7 protein-coding genes and 1 pseudogene are annotated in these 4967 nt (G+C 59.3%); 2 read left to right on the forward strand and 6 right to left on the reverse strand.

The window, feature by feature from the left end:
- The 3 genes and pseudogenes from G7Y51_RS13065 to G7Y51_RS13075 all read right to left on the reverse strand — a co-directional run.
- Positions 1-1005 (reverse strand): annotated as a pseudogene (locus G7Y51_RS13065) (hypothetical protein); the annotation flags it as partial.
- A complete protein-coding gene (locus tag G7Y51_RS13070) occupies positions 990-1469 on the reverse strand; it encodes a hypothetical protein (protein ID WP_165178161.1) in 480 nt (159 codons plus the stop codon). The pseudogene G7Y51_RS13065 and the gene G7Y51_RS13070, both read right to left, overlap by 16 nt.
- Before the next feature lie 11 nt (positions 1470-1480).
- A complete protein-coding gene (locus tag G7Y51_RS13075; RefSeq protein WP_165178159.1) occupies positions 1481-1987 on the reverse strand; it encodes a hypothetical protein in 507 nt (168 codons plus the stop codon).
- A gap of 54 nt (positions 1988-2041) precedes the next feature.
- Between G7Y51_RS13075 and G7Y51_RS13080 the strand changes: the two genes are divergently transcribed.
- Together G7Y51_RS13080 and G7Y51_RS13085 are read left to right on the forward strand one after the other, a co-directional pair.
- Complete coding sequence (locus G7Y51_RS13080) at positions 2042-2323, forward strand: type II toxin-antitoxin system RelE/ParE family toxin (RefSeq protein WP_165070947.1); 282 nt, start codon at positions 2042-2044, stop codon at positions 2321-2323.
- 200 nt (positions 2324-2523) lie between these two features.
- The gene (locus G7Y51_RS13085) at positions 2524-2784 is read left to right on the forward strand and encodes a HigA family addiction module antitoxin (protein WP_241160257.1); all 261 of its coding nucleotides are present in this window, start codon (positions 2524-2526) and stop codon (positions 2782-2784) included.
- Here the strand turns inward: G7Y51_RS13085 and G7Y51_RS13090 are convergent.
- Genes G7Y51_RS13090 through G7Y51_RS13100 form a run of 3 tightly spaced genes read right to left on the reverse strand, consistent with a single transcriptional unit; the run spans position 2762 to position 4886 of the window.
- The gene (locus G7Y51_RS13090; RefSeq protein WP_165178163.1) at positions 2762-3643 is read right to left on the reverse strand and encodes an ATPase, T2SS/T4P/T4SS family; all 882 of its coding nucleotides are present in this window, start codon (positions 3641-3643) and stop codon (positions 2762-2764) included. The genes G7Y51_RS13085 and G7Y51_RS13090 overlap by 23 nt on opposite strands.
- Positions 3636-4145 carry a hypothetical protein gene (locus G7Y51_RS13095; protein WP_165178165.1) on the reverse strand — a complete coding sequence of 170 codons (510 nt, stop codon included), beginning with the start codon at positions 4143-4145 and terminating at the stop codon, positions 3636-3638. The genes G7Y51_RS13090 and G7Y51_RS13095 overlap by 8 nt, the downstream gene beginning before the upstream one ends.
- 3 nt (positions 4146-4148) lie before the next feature.
- Positions 4149-4886 (reverse strand): conjugal transfer protein TraL, encoded by a 738-nt coding sequence (locus tag G7Y51_RS13100; protein ID WP_165178167.1) that lies wholly within the window; start codon positions 4884-4886, stop codon positions 4149-4151.
- Positions 4887-4967: the final 81 nt, after the last annotated feature.

Consider the following 4967-nt stretch of genomic DNA (forward strand, 5'->3'; position numbering starts at 1 on the left):
GCAGACCGGGCTGCCCGTCCAGACGGATTGCAAAGGCAGAAGATCCGCCAGGTTCAAGCTGGTCAGCAGGGGACGCCGGATATTGGCATAGCCGTTGCCGGGCAAACTGCCCAGCCAGGCTTCCAGGACGTTGATGGATTCAATGCGGCAGCCGAAGCCCTGCGTCTGGATCATCCGGCGCAGCTCGCGGGCATTATCCTGCAGCGCATTTACATCTTCATCCATGAGGACGACGGCGGACGAGAGATAGCCCGCGCCCACGGAGCCGGATTGCACTTCCAGCTTGGCGTCTTCCGCGTCTTCGCGCATGCGCAGGGCGTCGCGGTTGATCTTGGCGTTGGGATTGTTGAAAAACTGATCCATGAAGCCCAGCACGCGCTGATTCCAGCCCTTGGCGTAGCCCGTGATCTCCTTTTCGGCGTCATACTGGTCAAGGCAGATGAAGCGCGTGGAATAGCGCAGCTCAAAAGGCATGGCGTCCAGGCCCGCAAGCATGGCAGGCCAGGATTCTTGCGGCAAGCCGTCGATGGAAAGGACGGCCAGATGCTTTTTGTCCAGCCCGTCTTCCAGACGCGGGATCAGGCCGCCCACCAGATGGCGACTGCCCAGCAGGGCGTCCAGATACATGGGGACGGCCGGCACACGCACAGGCTGGAGGACACCGGAAATACAGGCTTGCAGATAGGCGAGCAGATCCGAGTGCGGAAAGGGGCTGTCCGAGCTGTCGTACAGCTCATATTCCTGAAGGCGGGTCATGCCCAGAACGGCCGAGCAGCCGTCTTCCAGCGCAAGGAGCGTGCCCTTGAACGTCTTGAGGCCTTTTTCCAGGGCCGGGATGTTTTCCACGCCCACCTTATCCACAAGGCCCTGGCGGACGTGCTCAAGGGCGTGCTTGATGTAGGTCATGCCGCCTTTGGCGCGCCAGGCCGCATGGGCTTGTGTCAGATTGCCCGCGCGCAGCAGGCCGAGAATGTCCATGTCCAGGACGATCACTTTCGCCGCCACGGTCTGGTTTTTCTGGCCGGACAGGCAGTGGGCGCAGCCGGGGAAACGGGCGAAGGAGACGCCGGAGGCGTCAGAGAGGGCAGGGAGAGTGTGGGCGCTGGAAGCGAGCCGGAGCGCGTGAGTTCTCTCTTTCTGGCCCGTTTTTCCTCAATCTGGACTTCCAGCGTTTCCTCTTCCAGCGTATTCCTGAGTTTCGAGATCTTTCCCAGGTTCCCGGCTGTTATGGGTACAGCGGCCATGCCGGGGGCAGAGGGCGCTTCCGGCCTGGAGTGCGCGGTTGCGTCCTGCTCCGTGTTGTCTTTTTTCTTCTCTGTGGCGGGAGCGGCTTTTTTGCTGACGGCCACATCCCTGGGCACTGGCGGCAATGGCGTCGGCGTTCGCTCCATCCAGAGCAGGCTGGCAAACGCCAGGAGCAGAAACAGCAGGATGCCCCAGATGATTTTTGTTCTTCTCGTGAGCTGCATGACCCTCCCCCTCATTTTTCCCTGGCGTAGATATTTCCCTGGAGCACCCAGGCTTCATTCCTGAAGCTGAGCCGCTCCAGCGTCAGGCCCGGCACTGCGGACAAGACGCGCCAGAGCGCGCTTTCCCGCGTCAGGATGGCCGGATAGTTCTGGCCCGCGCGGGCCTTGCGGTCTGTGGCCAGCGTCAGCCTGGAAACTGCGAGCTGTGGGCTTTTCAAAGCAGCCTGGTCCGGCAGGATCAGAAAATCAGCCTGACTCTGGTGCGCCCAGGTCACGCTGACGGCCCGGCCTGAGCAGGAGGCTTCGCTGAGCTGCCAGCCGTTGGCAACAGTGGGCTGAGCCAGCAGCGCCTCCATGCAGGGTTCGGCCACGTCCACGGCCAGGGGGCGGGAGAGCGTGGTGAAGTCTCTGCCCTTGGCCTCTATCAGCTCCTGATCCGGCGCGCCCTTGTGAGCGCAGCCGAACAGGAGGACGCCAGGAAGAAGGGCTATGCTGCGCAAGAAGTGAGGGTTTTTCATGTGCTACCCTGTAATATGATTGCCATTACACGTTTTTAGTATTATTCTTTTGTAATGATTGTGAGCTACAAAGACAGCCGGGCGGAAAGCCTGTTTCGGGGCATCCGCGTTGCCGACCTGCCGTCGGATATCCAGCGCGCCGCCATGCGCAAGCTCAAAATTCTGCACAACGCCGTTTGCCTGAATGACGTGCGCGTTCCCCCGGGGAACCGGTTGGAAGCCCTCAAAGGTGACCGGGCCGGGCAATACAGCATCCGCATCAACAGCCAATGGCGCATTTGCTTTGTCTGGAGTGAAGGAAACGCGCATTGTGTCGAAATTGTTGATTACCATTAGAGCGTTTTGCTAATGAAATTAGCTAAACGCTCTGGCAGGGCGCAGCCATGCCCGCCGCGCAGGCGCAGGCGAAATTTACTTTCGCCGCTAAGCGCCGGAGCGAGCGTTTTAAAAGCAATATACTCTAGGAGGCCATGATGCACGACCGCATGCCGCCCGTTCATCCGGGCGAAATTTTGAACGAAGAGTTTTTGAAGCCTATGGGGCTGAGCCAGACGCGTCTGGCCCTGGACACGGGCATGCCGCAGAGCCGGGTTCAGGGCATTGTCGCCGGCAAGCGCGGCATCTCCGCCGACACGGCGGTGCGTCTTGCCGCTTATTTTGGCAACAGCGCGGAATTCTGGCTTAACTGCCAGGTTACCTATGAGCTGGATATGCTTGCCCATTCCGGCAAACGCGCTGCAATTCTGGCTCGCGTACATCCCCATTCCTCCGCCTCTAGTGCTCCGACACTTCCATGACCTTGTTGCCCTGGTAGATGGTCACGCGCAGGGCCAGGCCATTGGCCTGAAGGGCCGCAAAAAAGTTCTTCACCGCGTCCACAAAGATGCCGGAAAACCTGGCGGAACTGCGCATTTCATAGTCGTTCTGCGCATTCCAGATCAGGCTGTAGCCGGCTATGGCGGCCCAGCCTTCCATCAGGCCGCGCAGCATTTCGCCCACCAGAATGCGGCGCGGCGCATAGCGCATGCTGACCTTTGCCAACTGGCGCATGCCCATGCCGGCCAGTTCCGAAGTCAGGAAAAAAACCGAGTTGGGCGCGCGGGATTGCAGTTCCGCGGTGTCCTCCAGGATCAGCAGGCGATCATGCGGGCAGAGTTCATCCAGTTCATGAATGATCGCATTCACAAAGGTGGTCTTGCCGCTGGAGGTGCCGCCCACCACGACGATATTTTTGCGATCCAGAATTGCAGCACGGATAATAGGCGGCACTTCCGGCGTTATCACGCCCTGCGCCAGGTATTCCGGCATGGTGATGATCCGCGAGGCTTTCTTGCGCAGGGAAAAAGACGCTCCCGGCCCCACCAGCGGCGGAAATGTGCCCTCAAAGCGGGAGCCGTCCAGGGGAAAGCTCCCTTCCACCACCGGATGCAGCGCATCCACAGTGATGTTCAGAGCACTGGCCACCAGAGAGAGGATCAGCTTGCTTTGGGCCTGGTGAAGTTCTCCGATATTTTCCTGTTCCCGGCCGTAGCGTTCAATCCATAATTGACCGTCCGGATTGAGCATGATCTCAATAACTTCATCGTCCCGCAGCGGCTGCATAATGAGCGGGCCGCAGTTGTATTCCAGGCTTTCCAGCAGGCGAGCATCAAACATCTTGCACCGCCTTCAGGATGAAGACGGCCACATTGAGCAGGGCTGAAAGCCCTATGATGGCCGTGCAGATGTACAGCGTGGTTTTGAAGCCGGACAGCGTGGCCGCGAAGTCCGAGGCCGCATCCCGGATGCCGTTGATGGTCACGTCGGACAGTGTTTTCCGCAGCTCGGACACGCTCTTTTCCACGCCTTGGGTGTACGTCGCGGTCTGCTCGCCCATAAAGGCGGCCAGGGCTTTTTCATGCCTTTTCTGGAGTTGTGTTTGCGCTCCAAGAAAAGCATTCTGGATCGTGACCATCATCAGCAGCGGGTCATCCACCGGCACGGCCAGATTGTGCTTTTTGGCCAGCAGGGCGCGCACGTCCTCCACGGACAGGCCCAAGCCGTCCGGCAGGCATGGCTCCGCTTCGGGCGCGGGCGAAGATTGCGGCGCGTTGTCGGCAGCGGGCGTTGCATCCGGCCGGTTTTGCAAAATTTCCTCAGGAGGCAGATCGTCGGACATGGGTCAGCCTCCGTAAAGCAGATCCGCCTGCCCGACGCAGGAGAGAATCTGATTCCAGTAGCGCCGCAGGCGCGCCTTGACCGCAATGGAGGTGGAGCTGCCGTTGATCCCGGCCTCAAAGCTCTGGCGCTTGGCAAACAGTTCCTCCAGATCCTTGCCGATCAGGGCCTTGTTGCCCATTGGCAGTGCGATCAGCGCATGGAACTGCGAGGAGTACTCCTTGTAGATTTTGAACTCCTCAAAGCCCTTGCCATCTATGGCAATCTCGCCAAAAAAAGGATTGAGCCAGACCACAATGGGAGAGGTGGGGAAGCCGAGGGCCAGCCTGGCCAGACCCTGGATCGTGTCGCCCAGGGCCTGACCGCCCGTGACAATGGAATGAAAAAAGACCTTGTGCCCCTGCTCTTCCAGCAGGGGCAGAAAGTCGTTTTCCGCGAGATACGCGCCCAGGGCAATGAAGGAGGACGCCCCATTGTCCACAATGACATGCGATTCTTCCGGCGCGTTGACCAGAGCTTCCAGCAGCACATCAAACTTGCGGGCGTCAATGTTCCCGTCCCGCATAATGTCCAGAGAAGCCACATTGAACTCTTTGAACGAAGAGAGGGTGGCGTTTACCGGGTCCGTGTCGTAGGCCAGGATCTCTTTTTTGAAATGCCGGAGAGCCTGGTACAGCATCACGGCGATCATGGATTTTCCCACTCCGCCCTTCCCTTGCAGTATAAAATGAATTGTGGCCATGTATGTCTCACTCTCCAGTCAGCAAGTCAGAAAGAGGAACTGCGTTTTTGCCGTCAAATGCCTGAGCACCATTGGCGCTCA

The organism is Desulfovibrio sp. ZJ369, from assembly GCF_011039085.1.
Taxonomy (GTDB): domain Bacteria; phylum Desulfobacterota; class Desulfovibrionia; order Desulfovibrionales; family Desulfovibrionaceae; genus Desulfovibrio.

Coding starts and splice junctions, on each gene's coding strand:
- G7Y51_RS13070 (WP_165178161.1), bottom strand. CDS start 1,469: ATGCAGCTCACGAGAAGAACAAAAATCATCTGGGGCATCCTGCTGTTT.
- G7Y51_RS13075 (WP_165178159.1), bottom strand. CDS start 1,987: ATGAAAAACCCTCACTTCTTGCGCAGCATAGCCCTTCTTCCTGGCGTC.
- G7Y51_RS13080 (WP_165070947.1), top strand. CDS start 2,042: ATGATTGTGAGCTACAAAGACAGCCGGGCGGAAAGCCTGTTTCGGGGC.
- G7Y51_RS13085 (WP_241160257.1), top strand. CDS start 2,524: ATGGGGCTGAGCCAGACGCGTCTGGCCCTGGACACGGGCATGCCGCAG.
- G7Y51_RS13090 (WP_165178163.1), bottom strand. CDS start 3,643: ATGTTTGATGCTCGCCTGCTGGAAAGCCTGGAATACAACTGCGGCCCG.
- G7Y51_RS13095 (WP_165178165.1), bottom strand. CDS start 4,145: ATGTCCGACGATCTGCCTCCTGAGGAAATTTTGCAAAACCGGCCGGAT.
- G7Y51_RS13100 (WP_165178167.1), bottom strand. CDS start 4,886: ATGGCCACAATTCATTTTATACTGCAAGGGAAGGGCGGAGTGGGAAAA.